We start from the raw sequence: 19,717 nt of genomic DNA, 5'->3' as shown, positions 1-19,717 counted from the left end.
TAGCTTCGGCATCGGAGTCCTCTGCGTGACGTTGGCTGCCTGGCCTTGCAACACGCTGATTGTCGCTCGGCAGCGCATAGCTTGCGGCTGTGAGCCGCAGATCGACTCGACGACAATCGGCCCGAGTGGCATCTGTGGTGCTCGCCGCTCTCATAGTAGTGATGCCGCTGCCGGCAGGCGCTGTCGCTGGCCCATATCGAAGCCCGGTCGTTCGCAACCTGTCGTATCCCGGCGACGTGCTGCTTGACGGCTCTTTGAGGTCGGCGGGCAGCGCTCCGGAGCTGTTCCGCGACAACGCGATCCGCGAAGCATTCCGGCGCGCAGCAGTCGACATCGGCGTTGCCTACTGGGTCACCGATCTCAAGCACGAGCCGAACCTCGACGGTCTGTTGGTGGGTTACCGACCGCCGTCGGGCAATGTCGGCGAAGCCGACGCCTCGGAATTGTCGCGCCTGGTAACGCTCGCCAGCCGCCGTGAACTCGTGGCAGCCGACGCGTGGCATCAGCACGTTACGCGCTTGCTGGCACGCGATACGGACTGCCCCATCGGCCGTGGTCCGCAACAGTGTCCGGCCCTGCTGCTTTGGCTGGTTCCGCACTTCGAGCCGGCGACCGACGGCGCCTTGGAAATGCTGGCGGACAGCCGCACCCGCGGCACCGCCGTGAATGGGTTCGACTATCTCAACGCCGCGTTTGAGATCGATGTGTGGAGGCCGGCGGGCGTCCACCCCATGCTGGCCGAGGCAGCCCGCAACGCCGCCGCTGTCATGCGGCTGCGTACTGCGTCGCATCCGCACCCGTGCGGCGTGACAGCGCTTTGGGTAGTGGCAGCAGTCAGCGCTGACGTTCCAGAGATTACCCGTATCGGCTACGGAGAATGGCACCGAGGGGACCGCGTCGTCGAACTGCGGTCGGTGACCCGCAACGCGGCCGTGCGAGGTTGCCGCGCCTCCGCTGCGCTTGCCGAGCAGTACGACGAACTCGGCATCGGACCGCCAGCCTGGCCGTTCTGGGAGCGACATCTCGTCGAGGCGATGTCCGACGCGACAGCAGCAGGCTTAGCCGACACGCTCGACCGGATGACAGCGGGCTCGCTCAGATCGTCCCCGAGATCGCCGCTTCCCGATGACGCGCCTGCGCTGACGCCGTACCGGGCCTGCGATCAGCAGTCACCGGTGCTCCCGTTCTCGGAAGCGGTCGTCGTCGCAGGATTCAGAGTGGCTCCTTGCCTGGCAGACTCGCTGCGCGCTCTGCTCGACGCAGCGTCCGCTGACGGCATCAAGCTGAAAGGCTGGGGCTGGCGATCCACCCTTACTCAGATCCGGCTGCGACGCCAATACTGCCCGCTGCCCCCGCCCGATTCGGACCGGTACTGGCTGCAGTTGTCCCTCATGGAGTCAAACGAGTGCACGCCGCCTGTCAGCAAGCCGAGATCGTCGATGCATGAGAGCGGGCGCGCCGTCGACTTCACATGCGGCACCAGCGGTGCCTCCATGCGCCCCGGGGTCTCCTGTTTCGAATGGCTCTTGGCCAACGCACACCACTTCGGCCTGTACAACTTCGTCCTCGAGCCGTGGCACTGGTCTACCAATGGCCGCTGAGTCATCGTTGTTCGGCGGACGGCGGAACGCCGATCGCATGCACCGCTGCGGCAATTCCGTCGTCGATGCTGCTGGCGACACTGCTGCAAGCGGGGACAGGCTGGCGTGTGACTCCTTTGCCCGGTGCACCGGGCCGAGACCGGTATGGTCGCTGCGAGAGGAGTCGTCGGACTTCTGCCTTCATCGGTGAGGTCCTGTGGTCAACCCGCGGAGAGAGTTCCGAGGTCGTCATCCGCTGACAGCAGCGACGCTCTCGGCGATCCTGCCCGGATTCGGTCATTTCGGATACAACAACCGCCGCGCGTATGCGCTCATCATCACCTCGGTCGGGGCAATGGCGGCTGTGCTGGCGTATGTGTCCACGCGCAGCGCGACGACCCTGCTGATCTGGGGCGTGAGTCCATTTCGGCTCCGGCTTGTCATCGCCGGTGCCGTGGTGCTGCTCATTGTCCGCATCGCGGTTGCCGTCGACGTCTACATGACCGTCTCGCGGATGCGACTGTTGAAGGACCAAGGCGCCCGCCGAGTCTGGTCGGTGGCCAGAGTTGTCGTGCTGTTCGCGATTGTCTTGGTGCCGCACCTGTTGGTCGTACGCTACGCCGCGGCACAGCTGCACCTGCTGTCACGAGTCTTCGCTGCGGCCGAAACCCCGGCGGCCACACCGAGTCCGGCTGCGGTCGTGACGGTTCCTCCGGCAGCAGCCGTCGTTCCCGAAACGCCGCAAGCTCCGGATCCATCACCGCTGGTGATTGCGGCGCCGACGGACACCGCGCTGCCGCGAACCTGGGACGGCGCCGAGCGCCTTACCATCGCCTTGCTTGGTGGCGATGGCGGATTTGACCGCGTGGGTGTGCGAACCGACACCATCATCGTTGTTTCCATCGATGTGGACACTGGCGGGGCGGCCGCATTCAATGTCCCGCGCAACTGGCGGCACCTAACCTTCCCCGACGGAACACCTGCCGCACTACTCTGGCCTGACGGCTATCCGGAAATAGCGAATGCGATCTACGGCCTAGGACAGAGGTCTCCTGAGGTGTTTCCCGATGTCGAGGATCCGTCTGGCCATGCGATCAAGTCTGCGCTTGCGCAGCTGACCGGCTTGCCGATCCAGTACTACGTGCTCATCGACATGCAGGGGCTTGTCAGGGCAATCGACTTGTTCGGCGGCATTGACATCCACGTAACCGAGTCGATCAACGATCGCATCAGGCCCATATCTGAGGGAGGGCCGCTCATCGACATCGTTGTCGAGCCTGGCGAGCACCACTTCGACGGCCTGACCGCGCTCGGCTACGTGAGGTCCCGCAGAGGCAGCTCGGACTATCACCGCATGACCCGGCAGCGATGCGTGGTCGAAGCCTTGATCGACCAGAATTCGCCGTTGGAGATACTCCTGAGATACCCCTCGCTCACCGACATCGTCTCCGGGCATGTGCAAACCGACATTCCGCTCGACCGCCTCGATGAGCTGCTCGCGCTTAGCCGCTCTGTCGACACGTCAACGATCGTCACTGTCAACTTCATTCCCCCTGAGTTTCCCCGCGGGAGCGCGCCGATCGCCAAGGTGCGCGCCGCAGTGGCTCAGGCTCTCCTGGGCAGCGCGGAGGAGGCGAACGCCTCGTTGGCTGACAGCTGTCAAGCACCGGAATGACCCTCGCCGTTGGCATTGCCGTCGAGCAGAACGCCGAAGCGCTGCTGGCAGCTCCAACCGCCGGCACGCAATGCGGCTGATCGGACGGGGGCGGCGCGTGGCGCTCGCAGGGTCCGCGGTCGGCTCTTGAGCCGCTTGCGGCCGCTGGAGGTTGTCGATTGGGGCGCCCAGCGCCCGTCAAGGGGCTCAACAGGCCGTCGGGATTCGCGCTCAATGACGCTATTCGATGACGACAACCGGAGTACCGACGGGGACCCACTCGAAGAGCTGGCGCGCTTTGCTGTCCTGCTGGCGCACACAGCCCCCAGAACGCGGCTCGCCCAATTCGTGAATGCTCTGCGCGGGAGCGTCCGAGAGCGTTCTCGGGATGGAATGGAAACCGATGGCCGCGCCGTTTGGCCCGCGAGCGAATCGCACCATGTGCTCAATTGTCAGGCTGCCGTCGAGAGAGCGTGACCGCAAGGACTTGGAGAAGACTGCATACCTGCCGGGTCCGGGAAGCGAGTCCTTGCCGCTGACGGGATAGGTGTCAAGGAGCGTGCCGTCAGCTTCCAACAGCCACACGCGCTGCGCGCTGCGCCCGTAGACAACATGGCGTCGCCCCTGCAGCCCCACATCTGGCGTGGAGACGCCTGCTGTCCAGATCACCCGCTCGTCCCCGAGACCGACGACGACGGCGCCTGTGTTGACGACGCTCAATGACGCTCCCGCCCATTCCGAGGTGCGCGTCTGCCAGATCGGCCCGGCACGAGCAGGATCAGCGTCGTGCAGCACGAGATGGCCGTCGCGCTGCATCGTCAGCGTCAACTCGGCGGGCCGCGCTGCCGTCGATGCACCAGCGCTCCACACACTCCGCGCAATGCCTCCGGCAATGAAAGCGGTGTCGCCCCTGAAGCCGCCGAAGACTTCCACGGCGTCGGCGGCCGACCACGCAGTCATGTCGTAGAGCACGAGATCGCCGTGCGGCTCGAGAACCAGCCGGTAGCCGCCGTCGGGCGAACTGATCGCGGCACCGGCGGACAGCGTCTCGCCTGGGAGCAGCGTCTCTGCATCGCCGGGCAGCCAGGTCGCCTCCTTCGCATCGGCGTACGCCAATGCGTCGATAGTCGGCGCGGCCGCTGCCGGCGTCGTTCCCACTGCTGTTGCAGCCATGCAGGCGACCAGCGCCAATGCCGCCGCGCCGAGGCCTTGTGCATCGCGGGCGCGAGGTCCCCGGCATTGGAACGCCGAAGTCACGGGAGTATCGAGGCGGCAACCTTGGGCTGAGAGCGATAGCCCCAACAGGTCACCGTGCCGTCAGGGCGATGTCCGCACATGTGCCGACGGCCAGCCGAGACATCGGTGAACGAGCCTTCAGGCGGTTGCGATTCGCCGTCGTCGTTGTTTCCCCAGCACTCAACGGCAGCATCGTCTCGCACGGCGCACCCGAAGTTCTGACCCAGCGCGGGTGCAGTGAATCTGCCCGCCGGCGGCCTCGATTGGCCCTTGACGTTCTGACCCCAGCACACCAGACGACCATCGGTGCGGATCGCGCATGAGTGCGAGGACCCGATGGCGACGGCTTTGTACTTACCGCCGGGAGCACTCGCCTCTCCTCCAGCGTTCTCGCCCCAGCACTTGACTTGGCCGTCGGTGCGCAGGGCGCAGGTGTGGCCCCCGCCCGCATCCAGCGCGGTGAAGATGCCGCCGGGCGCGGCCGTTGCGCGGTTGCGACTGTTGCCCCAGCATGTCAGGCGGCCGTCAGTGCGAACGGCGCAACTGTGCTGCCAGCCGGGAGAGACTGCTGAGAACTTGCCGCCGGGCGGCGACGCGCGACGGTACGTGTCTCGGCCCCAGCACGCCAAGCGGCCGTCAGTGCGAACGGCGCAGGCATGGTGAGATCCCGCCGAGACCGCTGCGAAGTTTCCGTTCGGCGGCGTCGCTGTGCCGTCGCTGTTGGAGCCCCAGCACTCGATCTCGCTCGATGCCAGCAGCCCGCACGCAAAGCTCGAGCCGACCGAGAACGTCTCGAAGGCCTGCTCGGTGGAGCTCTCGCCAGTCGCCGCCGAGCTTCCCGGAAGCCCGAACCCAGGTATCGTCGAGATCGCTTGGCCGACGACCGTGATGCGCTCGGGCGACCATCCGTCGCGGAGCTTGTAGCTGGCAGTGCTGGGCACGTCTCGGCGCGCGAGCAGCACCACGGCCCCGGGATCGTTGGCCGCGACCACGGCGCCAGACATCACACCGCCCGGATTGTCCGCATCGACGAGCACTCCATGACGCAGTTCCAACGGCAGCGACCCACCACTGGACGAAGCGATGATCTCCCCAGGTTCTGAGTTCTCGTAGCGCTCGATCGGCATGGCGCCGAGGCTGTCAAGGGCCTGCCCGACAGGGCTGTGAGGCGCGGCGACACTGCCCAAGAGCAGGATGCGGCCCGGCGGATGATCGGCGATCGATTCGGCAACAGTGTCGCTGAGCCGTCCCGCTCCAGTGAGGAGCACGGCATCCGCGCCGCCCGACGCGACGAGGGCCGCGCCGAGCGCGACGTCTCGATCGGTCCAGCCGTGAACGATCACAAGTGAACGCGCCGCGTCACGGTCACGACCTTGCCGCTCTACCAGCGCAGCGGTGACGATGCGGCTGCTGCCCGCAATGCGCTCGATCACAGCTCCGGGCGCCAGTCCGGCTATCTCCCGCTGCAGTGCTCGCGACAGCACGGCCTCACCCCCGACCAGCACGGCCCGAGCCGGGCGCCGCCGGGCTATCGAAGCGGCGGCCTGATCGCCCAGGGAATCCGCGCCCTCAGCGAGCACGACCGTCGCTCTCGGATCGGATGCGGCGAGACTGATCGCGGCGGCTGTGTCCGCGAGGGATGCCTCGTTCGCGATCACGACGGCCGGACCACCTGACTCACCGACGGAGTGCGCCGATGCAGCGGGCGCCGCGAAGGCGAAGTGCCCCGCTACCAGCATCGCCGCCGCGACTGCCCAGACAGCGCGCCATGGCGGGTTCGCGGCTAGCGGCGGCGGGTGCTTCCCCCCGTTGGCCGGTCACCTCGACTAGGAGGTAGCCATGTCATTGGTGGAGGAACAGCAGCGGGCTGGGCCGGTGTTGCCGGCGGGCCGGTCGCGGTGATCGTTCTCGAAGGAGTTCAAGGCTGACGCTGTTGCGTTGGTGCTCGATGAGGGCCGCACGATCGCGTCGGTGGCGCGTTCGCTGGGGATCGGGGCGACGAACCTGGGCAACTGGGTGCGCCAGGCGCGGGTCGATCGGGGCGAGCGCGACGGGACCACGACAGCGGAGCGTTCCGAGTTGGCCGAGCTGCGTTGGGAGAATGCCCGGCTGCGTCAGGAGCGTGAACTGCTCAAAGGGGCGACGGCCTTTTGGGTGAAGGAGTTGGGACAGTGACCCGCTATGGGTGGGTGGCTGCCCGAAAGGCCGAGGGCTTCCCGACCAGGTTGTGCTGCCAAGCAGCCCGTGTGTCGCGTCAGGCGTTCTATGGCTGGAGAGCCAAGCACGCTGCGGGGCCGACGGTGCGCGAGCGCGCCGAGGCGGCCCTCGTGGGGCGGATCCGAGAGATCCATGCCGGCTCGGGCGGCGCGTATGGGGCGCCGCGTGTGACAGCAGAGCTGCGCGCCGAAGGCTGCCTGGTGAACTCCAAGCGTGTGGAGCGGCTGATGAGAGCACACCAGATAGCGGGAATACGCCCTCGGCGGCCCAAGCGCACCACGACGCCGTCGCGGTCCGCGCCCAAGCTGCCCGACCTTGTGGGTCGCCGCTTCGTGCCGGGCACCCCGGATCGGGCGTGGATCGCGGACATCACCTATGTGCGCACCGACCAGGGCTGGCCGTGCCCTCGCGGTCGTGCTCGACCTGGGCAGCCGCCGGCTCTTGGGCTATCAGATGAGCGACCGCATCGACACCCGCTTGGCCCAGGACGCCCTCGACATGGCCGGCGCGTCGCGCGGGGGCCGCACCGCGGGGATCATCTTCCACTCCGACAGGGGCAGCCAATACCTCGCTGGGAAGTTCACCAAGACCGTCACGTCCTGGGGCATGAGCCAATCAGTGGGCCGCGTCGGGTCATCAGCGGACAACGCCGTCGCCGAATCGTTCTTCTCCACCCTCAAACGCGAGCTCGTCCACCGGCACCGATACCCCGACCGAGCCACCGCGCGCCGGTCCATCTTCGAATTGTCCCGTGTCATCGTTTGTTGCTCAGGTTCGGGTTTTTTGCCCGTGCAAGGAGAGACAGGTGCCGAGACCGTCGAATAGGTCCGCGGAGCAGAAGCTCCGAGTGGTGCTGAGTGTGCTGGGGGGTGAGCAGAGCGCTGCTGGGGCTGGCCGCAAGGCTGGGGCCGGTGAGCAGTCGGTGCACAACTGGAAGCGTTTGCTGGTGGAGTCGGGTCGGGAGGGCCTGGCTGGGGGCCGTAGGCGCCGGTCGTCTCGTGAGGTCGAGCTCGAAGCGGAGAACGAGGAGCTGAAAGCGGCACTGGGCGAAGCCCATGTGGAGCTGCGGGTGTGGCGCAAGGGGGGGGAGTATCTCCCCCCGTTGGGGACCTCGAGATGATCCGCACCGACGCGGGCATGCCCATCACGAGGTTCGCGGCTGTGGTCGGCGTGCCCCGACGGACCTGCCAGTACCGGTTGGCCACCCGCCGCGCCGGTGGCCCGCCGAAAGGGCCGTGGCCTGCGCCGGTGGTGGATCGGATAGAACCGGCAGTTGCCGAGCTGGCTGGGGAGTGGCCGGGGTGGGGGCATCGCAAGATCTGGGCGATGGGCCGCTACGACGGCCACGACTTCGGGTCCCAGTTGTCGGTCAGGCGGGCGATGGCCCGCCGGGGCCTGGGCGAGCCGATCCGCTGCCAGGCCGAGCGGCGCCAGCTCGCCAGGGCCCGCAGAGCGGTCTTCGCCGACGCCCCGTCGAGACCGAACCGGGTATGGCAGGCCGAGGTCTCTGAGTTCGAGACCGCAGCGCAGGGCACCCGCCAGCTCGGCGGCGTGGTCGACTATGCCGCCAAAGTGGCTGGCGTGCCCGGTGAGCGCCACCGGGACCGCCGGGGACCTGTGCGCAGCGTTCGATGCCTCCGGGGCCCGAGCCGGCGAGCTGCTCGGGCACGCTCTCATCGAGGACTGCACCGACCCCGACACCGGCGAGACCGCCCCGGTCGTGATCGTGACCGACAACGGCCCCGCCACCAAATCAGCAGCCGCGGCCCGCTGGTTCGCCGCCAGGCCGCACTTCGCGCACGTGCGCACCCGGCATCGCTCGCCGCACACCAACGGCGTGATCGAGCGCTGGTTCGAAGCCCTCAAATACGAGCGGCCCTGCCGCCACGACATCGCAGACCGCATCAACCTCGCCGCCCACGCCACCGACTACATCGACGAATACAACCGCGTCAGGCCCCACGAGAACCTCGACTGGGCACGCCCCCTCGACGCACACCCCCAAGCCCCGACCCTCAAACAAGACGCACCCGAGACTGAGCAACAAACTTGACACGGGACACGGCGGGTGTAGTCGATGGTGGGCTGGTGGAAGCGCATGCGCACGATGACGGCGCGGTAGAGCGCTGCGTTGGCGTGTCGGTGCCCGCCGCGGGAGAGCCGGTGCCGGTTGGTGACGCCCGATGAGGCGGGGATCGGGCAGGCGCCGCAGAGTTTGGCGAAGGCTGCTTCGGAGCGGATCCGGTCGGGGTTGTCGCCGAAGACGATGAGCATCTCGGCTGCGGTGTCAGCGCCGATCCCGAACCCGTCTCGCAGGTTCGGGGAGTGGGCGCGGGTGAGTTCGTCGAGTATCCGGTCGTGATCGCCGATCTCGGCGTTGAGGGCGATCCAGCGCTTGGCCAGCGATCGCAGGGTGTGCTTGGCCGACGCGGTCGGCGTGTCCATGGGGCCAGGCCGCAAGCCGGAACAGCGGCCGATGAGCGCCTTGTCCGCCATGCCCTCGAGCTGCTCGCGCAGCTCGGCGGGGACGGTCACGATCACCGCCTTGAGAGTGACGATCGCCGATGTGCGGCCCTTGCGGGCGGTGTCGCGGGCGATCTTGATCTGGCGGATCATCTCCGCGGTGCCGTCCGCGGACTTCGGCACGGCGGTGGACTCGCCCGACAGCACTGAGCGCGCGGCGGCTTCGGCGTCCAGGGTTTCGGTCTTGCCGTTCATCCTGCGGGAACGGCGATCGCCCCGATTCACCTCAACCAGCCGGTAGCCGTTGCGGCGCAGCCAGCTGGCCAGACCGACGCCGTAGCTGGCGGTGCCCTCGACCCCGAACGCCATCGGCCGCCCCAGCGACACGGCCCATGCCTCAAGCTGCGCGTAGCCCTCCCGGTTCGCCCGCACATGGCATTCGCCGAGGCGGCTGCCCAGCTCGTCGACGGCGACCGCGGCATGCATGTGCTTGTGCGTGTCAACGCCGACGACGATTCTCACCCGCTTCGGCCCTGGCGCGATACTGGTCATTGCTGTCCTCCTGGGACTGTGGATGCCAGCTGGTCGGGCGGGAAGGACAGGACTGTGACGGGTCGGTCCAAAAGAGCAGGCCCCCATTCGGTCACGACCCTCCCGGCCAGCCGGCACTGCGTTGATCGCTGCCCGACTGGCGCCGACAGATCAACGCCAAGGCACACCGGCCAGTCGTAAGCAAGGGTCAAACACCAGCCGGACAGCGAACACCATCATGCTCACAGTCATAGCTGTCGCCTCGGCTGCCGACCGACGCCACGATGTCGTTGTCGGCGAGCCGCTGGGAGCACCGGATGGACAGGTATTGCGATCCCGTGTCGCTGTGATGGGTGACCTCGGCGAGGTCTGCGCCTGTGCGCCGCCGGCCCGAGACGGCCATGTCGAGGGCGTCGAGGGCGAGGTCGGTGCGCAGCGAGCGTGATGCCGCCCAGCCGATCACCATGCGCGAGTAGGCGTCGATCACGAACGCCATGTACGCCCAGCCGCTGCGGGTGCGCACATAGGTGAGGTCCGCGAGCCACAGCCGGTTCGGGGCCGGCGCGGTGAAGTCCCGCTCGACGAGGTCGGCGGGCCGGCAGGCGTCGGGGTCGGGGGTGGTGGTGCGCACCGCCTGGCGGCCTCGGCGCACTCCTTGAAGGCCCATGCGGCGCATGAGGCGCTCCACGGTGCAGCGAGCCACCGCGACGCCCTCAACAGTGTTGAGGTGGTCCCACACCTTGGCCGCCCCGTAGGCGTCGTAGTCCTCCCGATGCACCCGAGCGATCACCGCGCACAGCTGGGCGTCGCGCACGGCCCTTGCCGAGGGCCGCCGGGTCTTGGCTGCGTAATAGGCGGACGGGGCAATCCCGACGCCGTGCTCGGCGAGCACAGCGCAGATCGGCTCGACCCCGAACCGGTCACGGTGAGCGTCGATGAACGCCACTATCTCTGGGACTGGCGGTCGAGCCCCTTACCCGAAGAAAGCCGACGCCGCCTTGAGGATCTCGTTCGCTCGGCGCAGCTCACGGTTCTCGCGCTCGAGCTCTTTGATCCGAACGCGCTCAGCCGAGGTCACGCCCGGGCGGGCGCCGCCGTCGATCTCCGCGCGGCGAACCCACAGCCGCACCGTCTCCGCGGTCGGGCCCAGCTTGTCCGCGACCGAGCAGATCGCCTCCCACCGAGACCCATACAGGCGCTCATTGTCGAGCACCATCCTCACCGCCCGCTCACGCAGCTCGGCTGGATATCTCCCATTTCCTGGCATCGCTCAGCGTTGCGTCTGATTTCGCCGCGGAGAGTTGGTTGATAAATGATCCAAGTCTGGTTGTGTTCTCGCTGACGCGTGAAGGAGCATCTGATGACGATCGGCGAGGGTCGGCGTCGACTCAAGAGGCTGTCCGCGGAGACGAAGTGGGAGATCTGCTTGCAGGTCACGAGCGGAGCGGTCGCCCAGGCCGACGCTGCCCGGAGGTGGGGGGTCGATGTGTCGACGGTGATCACCATCGGCCGCACGGTGAAGGACGCGGCGCTGGCGGCGCTGGCACGCAGGCCGGGCCGGCCGGCTGCCGAGCGGAACTGGGAGCTCGAAGAAGCCCAGGCGGAGATCGGCCGGCTCGCCGAGGCGGTCAAGGCCCAAGCGATCGAGTTGGCCATCGTGCGGGGAAAATCCGGCTGGGACTGAGCGGGCCGGTCCCCGCAGGAGTCCCCGCCGAGGCTAAAGAGCTGGTCCTCAACACTGTCGACGACGCTGTTGCCGCCGGGTTCTCGCACACGTGGGCTGCGGGCGTGTGGCAGGTCTGCGACGACCGGGTGCACCGCTGGCGGGCCCGCCGGCGGGAGCTGGGCACCCTGTGCGATCTGGCCCCCGCAGGCGCGCCGGTGCACGCCTTGCTGGCCGATGAGGTCGCGGAGATCCTCGTCGTCGCCGAGGAGTGGGGGCCAATCGACCGATCACACCGCAAGCTCGCCCACCGTGGCTCCTATGTGGACAGGGTGTGGGTGGCACCCTCGACGTTGCGGCGTGTTCTCGCTGCTCACGGGCTTGTGCTGCCCGAGCGGGCACCGGCGCCGAAGCGGCCGAGGACACCGTGGCCGCACTGGCTGGTCTGGGAACCGAACCGGATCCGGGTCTGGGACGTGACCCGCCTCGGGCGGGCCCGGCGCTGCGTGCTCGCGATCGTCGACATGGTCTCGCGCTGCTGGACCGCCACGCTGGTCTCGACCGAGGAGACCTCCACCCAAGTGCGTGCCGTGTTCGACCAGGCGCTGGTGGCCCAAGGCCTCGACGAGCTGCCCGCCGACGACCGCCTCGACCTCGGCGTCGACGACCCCGACCGGCCCATCCTGCTCGCCGTGTCCGACAACGGCCCGGCAATGACCAGCCACGACACCCGCGCCTGCATGGCGATGATGGCCATCGCCCAGCACCACGGCCGGCCCCGCACACCCACCGGCCAAGCCTGGATCGAGAGCTTCTTCGGGCACATCACCCACGAATGGCCCCACCTGTGCTCGATCACCGACCCGGCGCTGCCCGACATCGAGCCGGCGCGCGTCCGGATCGACTACAACGAAGTCCGACTGCACGAAGCGATCGGCTGCGTCACCCCCAACGACGAACACCACCAACGAGGAGAAACGATCCGCGAGGCCCGCCGGCGGGGCCTCCAGCGAGCCCGAACACGACGGCTCGAACACAACCGCCGGACCGCTGCCAACAAACCTGAGAACACGGCATGACTTGGTTCATTTCTGAGCCGATCTCCGCGGAAGAGTCAGACACACCTCAGCTCCATCCTCTCAAGGAACAGAGCCTCCACCAAACCCGGGGTGATTCAAATAGAAAACCCGATCGCATACGTATCGGGTTTCTCTGCCCTTGGCTTCGGGCTCAGGCATTGTGGCTTCGCCCCGAAGGGACCTCAGGTTGCTACCCCAACAAGTTTGGCGGTCCACAGGAGGATGTGGGGGTGAGTTCTGCTACACACCGGGCTACAAGTCGGCGTCAGTGTCTGCCGCACCATTGCGGGCGGGGGGCGGGGGGTCTGAGCTTTGCGCGCAACACGGCCTCGGGGCCTTGTGTCACATGGAATAGTAAAGCAGCTATACTATTTTGTGTGACACAAGAGACGGTCGTGCTCGCCGCTCCAGGCGGCCTTCGCCGCTGTGTTCGTTTCCTGCGCCGCCGGCTCGGCTGGAATCAGGTGCAGTTGGCCGCGGCCGTCGGTCGGTCCCAGCAGTGGGTGTCCAGCTTTGAGAGCGGCCGTACCGACGCGTCGCTGGGCGATGTGGTGGCTGCGCTGTCGGCGTTGGAGGCCAGCGTCATCGTGCGGGCTTCGGGCGCACCGCCCGAAGAGGTGTAGCGCATGGCGGGGTCGACGCACTGCCTCTACGTATTCCTGCACGGCGAATTGGTCGGCCGCGCAGTGCGTTCGTTGCGAGGAGCCGTGCACTTTGGGTACCTCGACGACTATCCGCTGTCAGCCGCGCCTGTGTCGCTGTCGCTCCCGGTCGGTCAGCACAGCCGATTGGACATCTCGCCGTGGATCGACGGGCTGCTGCCGGACAACCCGCGCACTCGCTCGCGGTGGATGCAGGAACTGGAGGCGACCTCCACAGCCCCGTTCGACCTGCTGAGCACCCAGGCTGGGCTGGAGTGCGCGGGGGCGGTGCAGTTTCACCCGGACCCGGTGTTGCCCGACCCGCAACTGGCGGTCCTCTCGAGAGTCTCGGATTCCGAGTTGGCCGCGATGCTTCGCCTCATCGCGCAAGACGCAGAAGACGCCCCCACTGAAGGGCTGGGAGAACTGCGGCTGTCGCTCCCCGGCGCCCAGCCCAAGATGGCGTTGAGGCTCACCGTCGACGGGTGGCATTTGCCCACCGGCTCACTCGCGACGACCCATATTCTCAAGCCCCAGCGAGGGCATCTGAACTCGGCCTTGCGGGACTCCATAGCCGTGAACGAGCATCTGTGCCAGACGGCGGCCGGGACTCTCGGGCTGGAAGCGGCACGCACATCGCTGGCAGCATTCGAGGACGAGATCTGCCTGGTCGCCGAGCGTTTCGACCGCCATGAACGCGAAAGCGAAGTGCATCGCTCCCACTTTGAGGACCTGTGCCAAGCGCTGGGGTTGCGCCCGGACCTCAAGTATCAGTCGGACGGCGGGCCGACACCCGAGGCAGTCATCGGGCTGCTGCGGCACGAGACAGGCAGCGACGACCCTCGCAAGTTCTTCTTGTCTGTGTTCTACAACTGGCTGATCGGCAATGCCGACGGGCACTCCAAGAACTACGGGGTGCTGTTGGACGGCCGCGTTCCCAGGCTGGCCCCCTTGTACGACTTGAGTTCGGCCGTCGCCTACGTGACGCCCGATGCCCAAACGATGCGTCCCGCGATGCGCTTCAATGAGCCGAGCCCAACGACAGTGCAGCAGTGGTCACAGATCGCCGCGCGGCTTCGGGTCGATGTCGCCGCCGACGAACTCCACGACATGGCACAAGATATGCCGAACGCTCTAGAGTCGGCTGCCGCGCAATGCCCCGAGTGGGCGCTCGGCACGGCACAGTTCGTCTGCGAGCGCGTCGTCGCGCATGCTCGCCAAGCGGTGCGAGGCAACAACGCCATTCTGGCATTCTCCGGCCGGGAGCGGGATGCGTCGCTGCTCGCGGCGGCTGCTCCGCCTGAGATCGAGACATGCGGCGAGACGGTCAAGCGCACCCGCAAGCCCTGTCTGCTTCGTCCCGGCCACAAAGGCAGGCACAGGTCGTTGCTGTGATCGAGGGCTGCAAAGTCGGGTCGGCCGCCGATCTCGGGGCGGTGGTGCGCGAAACACGGCTCGCGGCCGCGATGACCCAACAGCAACTCGCGGATCAGGTGGGCACTACCCGGCAGTGGGTCATCCGGCTGGAGCAGGGCGATCACAGCTCAACGTCGAGCAAGGTGCTGGCGGCGCTGACTGTGCTCGGGCTGGAAATGGTCGCCCGATTCGATCTGCCGCTCCGTGGTGCCGATTGATGATCGCGACCGGTCGCTGTGAGCACATCGCGGAATGCCTGAACTCGGGTTGCGGCAGAGCGAGCCGGCACAGCCGCGACTGACCCTGGCTGCTCGGGTCAGACGCCCGCCACGATGATGGTCAACATGGCGCGGCGAGCAGGTGATAGCGAGTCGACGGTTGACGATGCGCTTCGGAACGGTCCGGCGATTGTCGGTGAGATCACGGCTGAGGTCGCGGCTGAGCGCGGGCTGCCGCGGGATTGGCCAAGAGAGGTCGGAGAACGCCTCGGCTCCACCGGACGCTCTCTGAACGTCTGCGAACGCATGGCGCAGAGTTCGCCTTGGCGCCATAGCGTCGAAAGGCCCGAACGAAACGCGTTGGAATTTCCCTTCCAGATCCGGCCAGAATCCCTGCCAATCAGGGCAATATCGCCTGCAAGCGGCGAATTCGCGCTCCTCTGACCTGCGGCAACGAATTTCGCGCCAGCGCCGGAGGGAGAGGCGATGTTCATGTCATAAGGGATGCCGCGAGCGCCCTGGGGTGCCGATCCCACAGCACTTTGCGTTCGCTGTCCACCCATGCGGCCTCGGACGGCCCGAGCGGTGCCCGCATGGATCGGCGCAGGCGAATCCACGCGTCGCCTCGTCGGGCGGTCACGATGTTTGCCCACTGGTCAGGGACGCTGCCCAAGCTGCCGCCGGGGTCGCTGGCGGCGAGGCGGCGCAGCGCGTCCGCGATGGACGACAGACGCCGCAGTCCTGCCCGCATCTGCAACGCGTCGCTGATCTCGACGGCTTCTTCGGCATCGAGGATGGCGCCGCCGTCCTCGGCGAACACCCACGCGATGCGCTCGTCCCACAGAGGCGCAGCAACATCATGCTGAGCGGTCTCGACCGCAGCGCGCGTCGGGGACGACATCCAAGTGCGCTCGGTCAGCCTCGCCGCGAAAAGGCAGACACGATCGCGGGGTTCACTGAACACTGTGATGCCCAAAGGCATCGCCGTCCTGGCGTGTTCATGCGGGAACGACAGTTGCGGTCCGACGACCAACGGCACGCCCGCTGCTTCAAGCGCCATCAAGTGCGACATTCGGCGCGGCGCAGCACCGAATGCTGCATCCATGAGGCACTCGTTGGCGTTCATCCAAGCAGGCGGGAACGGATGAGGCGTGCTGCACTCGGCGACAGGCGCTTCGCTGTCGCTGCGCTGCCACAGACCCCGCCCGACTCTTGAGACGATGCCTTCAGCGGCGGCGGCACGCAGGGAGCGCGACGCAGACGACGGCTTGACGCCAGCACACGCGCAGAACTCACGCGTCTTGAACACGAACGGCATGCTGGCGAGCGCCTCAGCAGAATCCATACGAATAGTAAACATCGTCGAGCGCCGATACGGCAATCCCCTCACCCCACCGTCACCCTCAACGACGAACAACATCGACTACGCCATGCCCTTGGCGCAATCCACGATCGCGTTGGCAGCCGACACCGCTACCCACTTGGGATGGTCGGAACAGGGTGCCGGGCTCGACCCCGGCATCGATGCGTGCCTGACGGCGCCACGTGTAGATCGACTGCCCGCTGATCCCCAGCTCAGCCGCCACCGCAGCGACCGGACGACCAGACTCGACCAGATCGATCACACGCCGCCGGAACTCTGCCGGCATCTCACGAACCCCGCCTCTCTGGTGTCGAACAGCGAGTCCCAAGCAGATGGTGCGCGGATCGGGCCGAGCAGCTTTGACATCGGTGACCCCGAGCGACGCACCAGCAGGCCCAGTGCCCACCCTCCCGATGCGGGCAGCACGAGATAGAGGCCCGGGACGAGGTACAACCACCACGGCAACGTCTCGCGTTCCGCGAAATCACGCCCGTAGGTGGCCATCAGCCAGTACAGCGGCCCCGCCCCCACTGCGAGGCACACCGCCGACAGGCCGGCCAATCGCAAGAGCCAGTCGTTCAGACGCCGGCCGTAACGCTGTACATGCCGCTCGAACCCCCAGGCTGCAAATGCTCCGGGGAGCAGCAGCACCAGCACCAGCAGTGCGGCCTCGTAGCCAGAGGTCACCGGGCTGCCCTCAACCGCTGTGGCAACACGCTCGGCGTGGTCGTTGCGTCATGGCGGCAGAGTAGGAGTGATCCCCATGTCGGTCACAGCCGTTTTGCTGCGTCGCTCGCACAATCCCACGCGCACCGACCGCTCGGCATCGGGGCTGGGTGCTCGATCTCAGCCCTGAGGCGATCCAGCGCTCGCAGAAACAGCGGCCTGGGCGATGCGGGAGTGGAGCCGTTCGGCGCTAGGCCGAGGCGTCGGCCTACTTGGTCGACCGAGCCTCCATCTGCGCCCCATCTGTATTCGTTTGTTATACAATCACCTCTGTGGAGATCCTCTTCGACCTGGATCTCCTCGACGATGATGACCCGTTCGAAATCATGGACCAGCTGCCGCATCTTTTCAAGCACGGCGCGCTCGGCGTGCCCGACATCGTCGACGTCTGGCGAAGCGACCCGCTCTTCTACCCTGCAACCCCGCCGGCGCTCTGGCTCATGGTCTCCGAGGTCAGCGGAGTGGTGCTGGTGGTCCTTCTTGCACCGTCGGACTCGGGCGACCCGACACGGTGCCGACCGATCGGCTGCTACGAGGCGCCCTCGTATCTCATTGCCCAGTACATGGAGGACAGATGAACGCTGAGCCCATGACCCCCGCCGAGGAATTCGAGTTCTACAGCCAGCCGGAAAACCTGCGTCCCCAAGGACCGGCGCGGCGACGCACGCCGAAGCTGTCCGATCCGATCGCCGTGCGCTTTCCGCCGAGTGTGCTCGAACAGATCAGAGTGGCTGCGGCAGCCGAGGATCGCTCGGTGTCATCCTGGATTCGACGCGCAGTGAGCGACGCTCTGCCGACCCCGTCCCGCTGAGTCCCGTCACACCTTGCGGGCACGGTCTGCTCTGCCCCGTGCCTGCGTTGATGGGTGGCGTGGCCTTTGCGCCCACGAGGCAGCGGTTCTTGGCGCCGGTGCCGTCACGGCGTGCGGTGCCTCCTCAAAGCCCCGGAACCGTCCTGCTTCGGTAAACGGTCGGGGTTACGTCTTTGCGGGATTCGACACTTCGGGCACCGCCAAGTGGGTGCTCTCGGCCGAAGCTGGGTCCGCGACGACGGCTTGGGCGATGAGGGAGTGGAGCTGTTCGGCGGCTCGGTGCTGGCTATCGAGCGCTTCGAGGACGCCTTCGCGTTCCAGCTGCACGAATGCCGGGATCCCCGCAGCGATCTTGCGGACAACGCTGCCTGTGATGCCGGCGATGACCCCGGCGACCATGTCTGCGAGCTCATCGGCCCTGTCGGCGCTCAGCCGGTAGCCGCCGACCAGCGCCGCGATGCGCGCTGACCGGTCGGACGGGCTCGGCCAGCCACCCAGCCAGGGATCGGCATTGTCGCAGACAGGGGCGAACTGCCAGACGGCGTGCGCTAGGTCCCACATCGGCGTCGAGACGAAGATGCCGTCCCAGTCGATAAACGCCGTCGCCCGCCCGTCCCTGAACACGGTGTTGCGCGGCGCTATGTCCCCGTGGCACACGACCTGACTCGCCGCGACGGCCTGCGGGCCTTCTTCGAAGCCGGTCTCGGGAGGGAAGCCTGCGACGCAGTCGTGATAGGACCGCAACAGCTCCCCGACCGACGCCAGCTCGCCGCGGCCCAGCCGCCAGCACTCGGTGTCGGCCGGCACCCACCCCTCGATCCAGCTGAGCACGATCGAACCGTCGGGCTCGGTGCTGAGGAAACGGGGAGCGCCGTCGAATCCGGTGTGCACGAGATGGGTGAGCAGCCGTCGGACCGACACTGAAGACTCGGTCGCGGGTCGCCGGACGGTGTCAGCGACCCTGACGAACTCGGTGACGCGGCCGACCAGCGCCTCCGGCTCAGGGGTCAGCGCTGGGTTTTCCTGCGTGAGCACAACCATGGCGTCACGCCACGCCAGAAGCACACCGTCAGGGTGGCCCGAACTGTTGACGTATCGCCGCCACGGTGCGAGGGAGACCTACGTCTCGAAGCCGTTCAAGGAGTTCTTCAAATGTCATTTCAGGCCTTGTGAGCGCACGAGCCTGATCCTTGATGATGCCGATGACTCGAGCCGGCGCGAGTTCAAGCACATTGATCACGAACTCATCAGGACTCTGCGCCTCAATGTCGAACGGTGCTAGTGATTCGTCGGGGAAGTGACGCAGATTGGCGGTTACGATCACTTGGGCGTTACAGACGATGGCGGCCGCCAGGATGTGGCGATCTGCTGCGTCAGGTAGCACCAATCCCTCTGTCAGGGACTCGTAGCCGGTGACCTGTGCGTCGGTGAGCGCGTTGTTCATCAATTCACGCGTCCGCCCCAACTTGTCGGCCAGCTCGGGCTGGTCTCGGACGATCGCGGAGAATGTCTCATCAAGGATCTGATCAGTCCACTTTGCTTGAAACAATCGGGATTGACCAAGTCTCACCAGAAGATCACGCAACGATCCCGGATAGAGGACGTTGGCGTCGTACAAGGCGACGAACGTCATGATCGTTAGTAGCTCTGCGCGATCTCTTGAGCCTCACGAGTGAGTTCATCTGCGATCTCTCGCCGCATCGCCTCATCGCGGCGCTTGTACTCAACTAGATCAACCAGCAGCACCTTGCGCCGATTGCCGACGCGCCGGTACGGGATCTCCCGCTCGTCGAGCAGCTTGACGAGGTACGGCCGACTCACATTCAAGATGTCCGCTGCCTGTTGTGTGGTGAGCTCAGCATGAACCGGAGCAACCGTGACTGCGTTTCCATTCGCCAGCTCAGCGAGAACGTCGACAAAAAACCGGAATGCCACCGACGGAACGACAATCCGGGTCGCTCCGTCAGGATCCTCGCTCACCAGCTGCACGTGCGTCGTCGGCGTTGGGTGCGCCCGGAGAAACGCCGTCAGCTGTTCAACAGCGTCAGCAGCTTGCTCGGCTCCATGCTCGTCGAGCAGTTCGAGTTCCCTAACTGATCCTTGTGCCATCGGTGCACCT

Annotated in this window: 22 protein-coding genes, 3 pseudogenes and 1 other annotated feature; of the genes and pseudogenes, 14 read left to right on the top strand and 11 right to left on the bottom strand. The window is 66.8% G+C overall.

Annotation, left to right across the window (positions count from 1 at the left end; genetic code table 11):
- The first annotated feature begins 161 nt into the window (after positions 1 to 161).
- Positions 162 to 1,601, top strand: coding sequence for a D-alanyl-D-alanine carboxypeptidase family protein (locus ACPXYO_RS04165; RefSeq protein WP_423916889.1), 1,440 nt, complete (start codon positions 162 to 164; stop codon positions 1,599 to 1,601).
- Positions 1,602 to 1,797: 196 nt separating this feature from the next.
- Positions 1,798 to 3,255 carry an LCP family protein gene (locus ACPXYO_RS04160; RefSeq protein ID WP_423916887.1) on the top strand — a complete coding sequence of 486 codons (1,458 nt, stop codon included), beginning with the start codon at positions 1,798 to 1,800 and terminating at the stop codon, positions 3,253 to 3,255.
- A 219-nt stretch (positions 3,256 to 3,474) separates the two neighbouring features.
- Here ACPXYO_RS04160 and ACPXYO_RS04155 read toward each other — a convergent pair whose 3' ends face one another.
- Together ACPXYO_RS04155 and ACPXYO_RS04150 are read right to left on the bottom strand one after the other, a co-directional pair.
- On the bottom strand, positions 3,475 to 4,407 hold the full coding sequence (locus ACPXYO_RS04155; protein ID WP_423916886.1) for a L,D-transpeptidase family protein: 933 nt from the start codon (positions 4,405 to 4,407) through the stop codon (positions 3,475 to 3,477).
- An 80-nt stretch (positions 4,408 to 4,487) separates the two neighbouring features.
- The gene (locus tag ACPXYO_RS04150) at positions 4,488 to 6,209 is read right to left on the bottom strand and encodes a hypothetical protein (RefSeq protein WP_423916884.1); all 1,722 of its coding nucleotides are present in this window, start codon (positions 6,207 to 6,209) and stop codon (positions 4,488 to 4,490) included.
- A 178-nt stretch (positions 6,210 to 6,387) separates the two neighbouring features.
- Here ACPXYO_RS04150 and ACPXYO_RS04145 point away from each other — a divergent pair.
- The 5 genes and pseudogenes from ACPXYO_RS04145 to ACPXYO_RS04125 form a co-directional block, all read left to right on the top strand.
- Positions 6,388 to 6,645, top strand: a pseudogene (locus ACPXYO_RS04145) (transposase); the annotation flags it as partial.
- Positions 6,642 to 6,941 (top strand): annotated as a pseudogene (locus tag ACPXYO_RS04140) (IS3 family transposase); the annotation flags it as partial. The pseudogenes ACPXYO_RS04145 and ACPXYO_RS04140, both read left to right, overlap by 4 nt.
- A 121-nt stretch (positions 6,942 to 7,062) precedes the next feature.
- Positions 7,063 to 7,512 (top strand): DDE-type integrase/transposase/recombinase, encoded by a 450-nt coding sequence (locus ACPXYO_RS04135; RefSeq protein ID WP_423916882.1) that lies wholly within the window; start codon positions 7,063 to 7,065, stop codon positions 7,510 to 7,512.
- Positions 7,493 to 7,807 (top strand): helix-turn-helix domain-containing protein, encoded by a 315-nt coding sequence (locus ACPXYO_RS04130; RefSeq protein ID WP_423916880.1) that lies wholly within the window; start codon positions 7,493 to 7,495, stop codon positions 7,805 to 7,807. Before ACPXYO_RS04135 ends, ACPXYO_RS04130 begins: the two co-directional genes overlap by 20 nt.
- A 441-nt stretch (positions 7,808 to 8,248) precedes the next feature.
- A pseudogene (locus ACPXYO_RS04125) lies at positions 8,249 to 8,614 on the top strand (transposase); the annotation flags it as partial.
- Between the two features lie 2 nt (positions 8,615 to 8,616).
- Here the strand turns inward: ACPXYO_RS04125 and ACPXYO_RS04120 are convergent.
- The 3 genes from ACPXYO_RS04120 to ACPXYO_RS04110 form a co-directional block, all read right to left on the bottom strand.
- Positions 8,617 to 9,702: an IS110 family transposase gene (locus ACPXYO_RS04120; protein ID WP_423916879.1), complete on the bottom strand. Its 1,086-nt coding sequence runs from the start codon at positions 9,700 to 9,702 to the stop codon at positions 8,617 to 8,619.
- 187 nt (positions 9,703 to 9,889) lie between these two features.
- Complete coding sequence (locus ACPXYO_RS04115; protein ID WP_423916877.1) at positions 9,890 to 10,627, bottom strand: IS3 family transposase; 738 nt, start codon at positions 10,625 to 10,627, stop codon at positions 9,890 to 9,892.
- Positions 10,541 to 10,670: a sequence feature (AL1L pseudoknot), on the bottom strand. Its footprint overlaps the gene before it by 87 nt.
- The gene (locus ACPXYO_RS04110; protein WP_423916876.1) at positions 10,655 to 10,948 is read right to left on the bottom strand and encodes a transposase; all 294 of its coding nucleotides are present in this window, start codon (positions 10,946 to 10,948) and stop codon (positions 10,655 to 10,657) included. (Overlaps the previous feature by 16 nt.)
- Before the next feature lie 93 nt (positions 10,949 to 11,041).
- On the opposite strand from ACPXYO_RS04110, the gene ACPXYO_RS04105 reads away from it, so the two are divergent.
- The 5 genes from ACPXYO_RS04105 (at position 11,042) to ACPXYO_RS04085 (ending at position 14,698) form a co-directional block, all read left to right on the top strand.
- A complete protein-coding gene (locus tag ACPXYO_RS04105) occupies positions 11,042 to 11,365 on the top strand; it encodes a hypothetical protein (RefSeq protein WP_423916874.1) in 324 nt (107 codons plus the stop codon).
- A 104-nt stretch (positions 11,366 to 11,469) separates the two neighbouring features.
- Positions 11,470 to 12,423 (top strand): DDE-type integrase/transposase/recombinase, encoded by a 954-nt coding sequence (locus ACPXYO_RS04100; RefSeq protein WP_423916872.1) that lies wholly within the window; start codon positions 11,470 to 11,472, stop codon positions 12,421 to 12,423.
- 377 nt (positions 12,424 to 12,800) lie between these two features.
- Positions 12,801 to 13,046 (top strand): helix-turn-helix transcriptional regulator, encoded by a 246-nt coding sequence (locus ACPXYO_RS04095; protein ID WP_423916870.1) that lies wholly within the window; start codon positions 12,801 to 12,803, stop codon positions 13,044 to 13,046.
- Between the two features lie 3 nt (positions 13,047 to 13,049).
- The gene (locus ACPXYO_RS04090) at positions 13,050 to 14,459 is read left to right on the top strand and encodes a HipA domain-containing protein (RefSeq protein WP_423916868.1); all 1,410 of its coding nucleotides are present in this window, start codon (positions 13,050 to 13,052) and stop codon (positions 14,457 to 14,459) included.
- Positions 14,456 to 14,698, top strand: coding sequence for a helix-turn-helix domain-containing protein (locus ACPXYO_RS04085; RefSeq protein WP_423916866.1), 243 nt, complete (start codon positions 14,456 to 14,458; stop codon positions 14,696 to 14,698). The genes ACPXYO_RS04090 and ACPXYO_RS04085 overlap by 4 nt, the downstream gene beginning before the upstream one ends.
- A 490-nt stretch (positions 14,699 to 15,188) precedes the next feature.
- Here the strand turns inward: ACPXYO_RS04085 and ACPXYO_RS04080 are convergent, their stop codons facing one another.
- From ACPXYO_RS04080 to ACPXYO_RS04070, 3 genes are read right to left on the bottom strand one after another with little or no spacing between them, the layout of a single operon-like run.
- The gene (locus ACPXYO_RS04080; protein WP_423916865.1) at positions 15,189 to 16,043 is read right to left on the bottom strand and encodes a hypothetical protein; all 855 of its coding nucleotides are present in this window, start codon (positions 16,041 to 16,043) and stop codon (positions 15,189 to 15,191) included.
- A 58-nt stretch (positions 16,044 to 16,101) separates the two neighbouring features.
- Positions 16,102 to 16,347 carry a transposase gene (locus ACPXYO_RS04075; protein ID WP_423916863.1) on the bottom strand — a complete coding sequence of 82 codons (246 nt, stop codon included), beginning with the start codon at positions 16,345 to 16,347 and terminating at the stop codon, positions 16,102 to 16,104.
- Positions 16,320 to 16,748 carry a DUF6338 family protein gene (locus ACPXYO_RS04070; RefSeq protein WP_423916862.1) on the bottom strand — a complete coding sequence of 143 codons (429 nt, stop codon included), beginning with the start codon at positions 16,746 to 16,748 and terminating at the stop codon, positions 16,320 to 16,322. Before ACPXYO_RS04070 ends, ACPXYO_RS04075 begins: the two co-directional genes overlap by 28 nt.
- A 311-nt stretch (positions 16,749 to 17,059) precedes the next feature.
- Here ACPXYO_RS04070 and ACPXYO_RS04065 point away from each other — a divergent pair, with 311 nt between their 5' ends.
- Together ACPXYO_RS04065 and ACPXYO_RS04060 are read left to right on the top strand one after the other, a co-directional pair.
- Positions 17,060 to 17,365, top strand: a complete 306-nt coding sequence (locus tag ACPXYO_RS04065) for a hypothetical protein (RefSeq protein ID WP_423916860.1) — start codon at positions 17,060 to 17,062, stop codon at positions 17,363 to 17,365.
- The gene (locus ACPXYO_RS04060; protein ID WP_423916858.1) at positions 17,362 to 17,598 is read left to right on the top strand and encodes an Arc family DNA-binding protein; all 237 of its coding nucleotides are present in this window, start codon (positions 17,362 to 17,364) and stop codon (positions 17,596 to 17,598) included. The genes ACPXYO_RS04065 and ACPXYO_RS04060 overlap by 4 nt, the downstream gene beginning before the upstream one ends.
- Before the next feature lie 165 nt (positions 17,599 to 17,763).
- Here ACPXYO_RS04060 and ACPXYO_RS04055 read toward each other — a convergent pair whose 3' ends face one another.
- The 3 genes from ACPXYO_RS04055 to ACPXYO_RS04045 are packed head-to-tail and all read right to left on the bottom strand — an operon-like array spanning position 17,764 to position 19,707.
- On the bottom strand, positions 17,764 to 18,639 hold the full coding sequence (locus ACPXYO_RS04055; RefSeq protein WP_423916856.1) for a phosphotransferase: 876 nt from the start codon (positions 18,637 to 18,639) through the stop codon (positions 17,764 to 17,766).
- Between the two features lie 28 nt (positions 18,640 to 18,667).
- A complete protein-coding gene (locus ACPXYO_RS04050; protein ID WP_423916854.1) occupies positions 18,668 to 19,231 on the bottom strand; it encodes a PIN domain-containing protein in 564 nt (187 codons plus the stop codon).
- A 5-nt stretch (positions 19,232 to 19,236) separates the two neighbouring features.
- Positions 19,237 to 19,707 (bottom strand): helix-turn-helix domain-containing protein, encoded by a 471-nt coding sequence (locus ACPXYO_RS04045; protein WP_423916852.1) that lies wholly within the window; start codon positions 19,705 to 19,707, stop codon positions 19,237 to 19,239.
- Positions 19,708 to 19,717 lie beyond the last annotated feature (10 nt).

Origin of the sequence: Candidatus Poriferisodalis sp. (assembly GCF_965237655.1) — a bacterium.
Lineage (GTDB): Bacteria > Actinomycetota > Acidimicrobiia > Acidimicrobiales > Poriferisodalaceae > Poriferisodalis.
The sequence above is the reverse complement of the archived record's forward strand: the minus strand, read 5'-3'. Positions and strand labels throughout refer to the sequence as shown.

Coding starts and splice junctions, on each gene's coding strand:
- ACPXYO_RS04165 (WP_423916889.1), top strand. CDS start 162: ATGCCGCTGCCGGCAGGCGCTGTCGCTGGCCCATATCGAAGCCCGGTC.
- ACPXYO_RS04155 (WP_423916886.1), bottom strand. CDS start 4,407: ATGGCTGCAACAGCAGTGGGAACGACGCCGGCAGCGGCCGCGCCGACT.
- ACPXYO_RS04150 (WP_423916884.1), bottom strand. CDS start 6,209: ATGCTGGTAGCGGGGCACTTCGCCTTCGCGGCGCCCGCTGCATCGGCG.
- ACPXYO_RS04135 (WP_423916882.1), top strand. CDS start 7,063: ATGTGCGCACCGACCAGGGCTGGCCGTGCCCTCGCGGTCGTGCTCGAC.
- ACPXYO_RS04120 (WP_423916879.1), bottom strand. CDS start 9,702: ATGACCAGTATCGCGCCAGGGCCGAAGCGGGTGAGAATCGTCGTCGGC.
- ACPXYO_RS04110 (WP_423916876.1), bottom strand. CDS start 10,948: ATGCCAGGAAATGGGAGATATCCAGCCGAGCTGCGTGAGCGGGCGGTG.
- ACPXYO_RS04105 (WP_423916874.1), top strand. CDS start 11,042: ATGACGATCGGCGAGGGTCGGCGTCGACTCAAGAGGCTGTCCGCGGAG.
- ACPXYO_RS04090 (WP_423916868.1), top strand. CDS start 13,050: ATGGCGGGGTCGACGCACTGCCTCTACGTATTCCTGCACGGCGAATTG.
- ACPXYO_RS04080 (WP_423916865.1), bottom strand. CDS start 16,043: ATGGATTCTGCTGAGGCGCTCGCCAGCATGCCGTTCGTGTTCAAGACG.
- ACPXYO_RS04075 (WP_423916863.1), bottom strand. CDS start 16,347: ATGCCGGCAGAGTTCCGGCGGCGTGTGATCGATCTGGTCGAGTCTGGT.
- ACPXYO_RS04060 (WP_423916858.1), top strand. CDS start 17,362: ATGAACGCTGAGCCCATGACCCCCGCCGAGGAATTCGAGTTCTACAGC.
- ACPXYO_RS04055 (WP_423916856.1), bottom strand. CDS start 18,639: ATGGTTGTGCTCACGCAGGAAAACCCAGCGCTGACCCCTGAGCCGGAG.
- ACPXYO_RS04050 (WP_423916854.1), bottom strand. CDS start 19,231: ATGACGTTCGTCGCCTTGTACGACGCCAACGTCCTCTATCCGGGATCG.
- ACPXYO_RS04045 (WP_423916852.1), bottom strand. CDS start 19,707: ATGGCACAAGGATCAGTTAGGGAACTCGAACTGCTCGACGAGCATGGA.